This window comes from Thiocapsa sp. (genome assembly GCF_011390875.1).
Classification (GTDB): Bacteria; Pseudomonadota; Gammaproteobacteria; order Chromatiales; family Chromatiaceae; genus Thiocapsa.
In genome coordinates, this window is sequence record NZ_JAABRP010000332.1 from 1 (window position 1) to 3,544 (window position 3,544).

At 66.6% G+C, this 3,544-nt stretch carries 4 protein-coding genes; all 4 read left to right on the forward strand.

The window, feature by feature from the left end:
• Positions 1 to 253 precede the first annotated feature (253 nt).
• Positions 254 to 1,030 (forward strand): hypothetical protein, encoded by a 777-nt coding sequence (locus GPT33_RS17955; protein ID WP_296811795.1) that lies wholly within the window; start codon positions 254 to 256, stop codon positions 1,028 to 1,030.
• Entirely contained in the window at positions 1,023 to 1,376 is a 354-nt protein-coding gene (locus GPT33_RS17960) for a hypothetical protein (protein WP_296811797.1), read from the forward strand. The genes GPT33_RS17955 and GPT33_RS17960 overlap by 8 nt, the downstream gene beginning before the upstream one ends.
• Before the next feature lie 312 nt (positions 1,377 to 1,688).
• Positions 1,689 to 2,117 (forward strand): hypothetical protein, encoded by a 429-nt coding sequence (locus tag GPT33_RS17965; RefSeq protein WP_296811799.1) that lies wholly within the window; start codon positions 1,689 to 1,691, stop codon positions 2,115 to 2,117.
• 180 nt (positions 2,118 to 2,297) lie between these two features.
• Positions 2,298 to 3,544: HAD-IC family P-type ATPase (locus tag GPT33_RS17970; protein ID WP_296811802.1), on the forward strand; the 1,247-nt coding region annotated here is incomplete at its 3' end.

The window sequence follows — 3,544 nt, forward strand, 5'->3', positions numbered from 1 at the left end:
GGTTTAAAGTCTTAAAAAATATTAAATTCTAAACCGCGTCTCACCGGAGTCGAGGACATCTCCGAAGCCAAACGCAAAATGAAAACTACGCATGTCGCTCTGCACGCGGTTTAGCGCGGTTTAGGCGCCGCAAGACGCGTCGCATCATGCCTTGTTGAGAACATAAACAAGAACCGTTACCATTCGCTTAGTATCACTTGTGGCGAGCCGGCGCTGTGCCGACTCGATCGAACACCGACAAGGAACACTGAGCATGAGCGATCACGGCAACGGTCAACAGGGACACACGGCGGCAGCCAGTCAGCCGGCGGCGGCGGATTCACCGCGGCAAGGCGCGGCCGCAACGGGTTTCGCCCCCGGCGCAGCCGCCTTTCATACGACCCCGACTCAGGGCGCAAACGCGCCCCCTCCGAACGGCCCTCACACCGGCATGGCCGGCGGTTATCCCGGACCGGGGGCGCACCTCGGTCAACCCGGATACGGGGCACCCCCGTCCTACTCGGGGATGTCGCAAGGCCCCACTCCGGGCATGTATCCGGGTCCGGCGCCGCACCCGGCAGGCTATGGTCTCGCGCCGGGATTCGATCCTTACTGGGCGGCCTATCATGCCCAAGCCCAAGCGCACGCCGGCTATCCCTCGCCGCCGCCCTATTCCGGTCTGGTCCCGCCCGGCATGCCTCACCCCGGCTACGCCCCGCCTTTCGGCGCCATGCCCGCTCACCCGCCCGTCTCCGGCACCGGTCACGGACCGCGAGGCCCCGGCATGTCGGAGCTGGTCGACGAGATCGCCAACGGAGGCAACGGTTTGTCGAGTCTGTCCAAGATGCTGAATCTGGAAGATTCGGAATTCTGGAAAGGCGCACTCCTAGGCGCCGCGGCCGTCCTCGTGTTGACGAACGAATCCGTTCAAGGTGCCTTGTTCAAGACGGGCGCGAAGGCGAAATCGGTGGTCAAGACGGGGGTCGATCGCGTCAAGGAAGGCCCGCAGCGACCACGGCCGACAGATCGGGCGGAACCATCCGATGTCTGATCACGGGCTCGTTCAAGCACAGGTTCAACCCGCGACCCGAACCGGCGGCGCGGACTGCGCGACCCTGGTCCGACTCGCCACCTTGGGCGCTGTCGTCGGCGGCAGTGTCGCCGCCGCATCCAATCTGCAACGCGTCGAGTCCGGCGACCTGACCACAACCGCGGCGGTCTCCGAGACCGGCAAGACGGCGATCGCCGCAGCCGTGGCCACCGCCATCGGTGGTGCGGCTGCGTCCAGCGTCGCCGAACAGGGCCTGATGCGTCTCGGCATCATGTTCGCGGCGGGCACCTTGGCGCTCTACGGTCTGCAGCGTTGGGCAGAGGCACGGGGCGACGCCCATGAGTGATCATCGGCAGCGTCAACGCCACGGCGTGCACAAAAACCTGGCCGAAGGGATCGGCGGTCTCCTCGCCGGGGCTGCCCTCGTCTTGCTCGCGCGCTCCGTGTTCAAGGCTCGGGCGCGGTCGGCCTCGACGGGTGCGCCCCCGTCACCGACGCTCGCCCCGTCAGGGAACCAGCCGTGCGCGCCGGATACGCGCCCCATGAACGCCCCCTAAGCGTACCGATCGTTCGGCGACACCCGATGAGTCTCGTCCCTTATCACTTCCGACCGGCCAGCGGCCGCGCTGCCGGCACTTTCACACGGAGACGGATCGACATGAACAGCCCTTATTACCCTTACGGTTACCCGATGGCGGCCGACCCGGGCGCACAGGCGCACAAGGTCCAAGCCGGTAGCCAAGCCTCTCATATGGGCGCTTATGCCGCCTACGGGTCGGCCGCACCGGGATATGGATACGCGCAAGGCTACGGCACGATGCCGGCCGGTTACGCCTATCCTCTGCAGGCGCAGCCATCAAGCTCGTTCCTCGACTTTGGCAACGATCGCTTCCTGAAGGGCCTGCTGATCGGCGCTGCTGCGACCTATTTGCTCACCAACGAAAGCGTCCAGCGCACCGCGATCAAAGGCGTCGTCCAGGTCTGGTCGGCACTGCAAGGCGGCATCGAGGAAGCCAAGGAACGCTTTCATGACGCGGAGGCCGAGCTGCATCATGCGGCCCAGTCCAAGTCAACCACGTCGTCGTGATGACATGGGTTGTTCGTGCCCGGGCCCGACGTTGCCACGCCCGAAGCCTCGGCGGCAGACGCGGTTTGGTTGTTCGAGGACGTCGATTGCTCGGACCCGTGTTCTGCGACGGCCGTCTTTCGCGACGCACCCTAGCCCGCTTGGTCTGCGCGTCACGCGCGCCGGATGTGGATTGACCCGATGATGACCGCCGGCTTGCCGCCACTCGACATGCGCTATCGCATCGTCCATGAGCTTCCCGGGCGATTGCGGTTGCGCGTGCCGGCGCTCGGCGCGCCGGGGTTCGACCCCGACGACCTGGAAGACTGGATGGACCCACTCGGCGTCGTCACAAGCGCACGGGCGAGTTGCGGCGCCCGCAGTATGGTGGTGGTCTATCGCGAATCCGCCGGCGCCCGCGACGCCGTGCTCCGACGACTGGATGCCTATTCGCCGCGGATCGAGCCCGGTTTCACGGGCGGCGGGTCGCGCGAGGCGGAGATCGCCCCCATGGTCACCGCCGCGGCGACCATCGCACTCCTGCCTTTCCTGAACCGCCCGCTCCAGGTCGCGCTGACGGTGGCCAACGTCGCCTCGACCTTGGGGACCGGTGCCGAGACCCTGATCCGCAAGGGCATCAAGGTCGAGGTGCTGGACGCGCTTGCGATCGGGCTCTCGGCGGCCAGAGGCGAGCTCTACACGGCGAACATCACCGACTTTCTGCTTGCGCTCGGCAACTTCCTGGAGCGGCGCACCGAGCGCCAGTCGGACCGCCTGCTGCGCAAGCTGCTGCGACCCGAGCCGGCGATGGCCTGGGTCGATCGCGACGGCGAGCTGACGCAGATTCCGGGCGATCAGGTCATGCCCGGCGAGGTAGTCGTGGTCGGCACCGGGGAGACCATCCCGGTCGACGGCCGCGTCGTCGGCGGCAGCGCCCTGGTCAATCAGGCCGCCGTCACCGGCGAGGATGTCCCGGTGCGCAAGGAGGCGACGCGCCGTGCCGTGTCGGGCTCGGTCCTGATCGAGGGTCGTCTGCGCATCGAGGCGACGCAGGTCGGCGATGAGACCACGACCGCGCGTATCTCCCGCTTTATCCAGGAGTCGCTGGACAAGCGCTCGGACACCCAGCGCGAGGCCGATCGTCTTGCCGATCAGCGGGTCTATCTGACCTTGGGGACGGGTGCCGTGGTCTACGGGGTGACCCGCAACCTGACCCGCCTGCAGTCCGTGTTTCTCGTGGACTATTCCTGCGCGCTCAAGCTGGGCACGCCGGTCGCCTTCAAGTCCGGGATGTACCAGGCCGCCGCGCACGGCGTCCTGATGAAGGGCGGCGAGGCGATCGAGCACCTCGCCGGTGTGGACACTATCGTCTTCGACAAGACAGGTACGCTCACCCACAGCGAGCTCGCGGTCACGGATGTCGTGGTGCTGAACGAACAGGCCGCCTG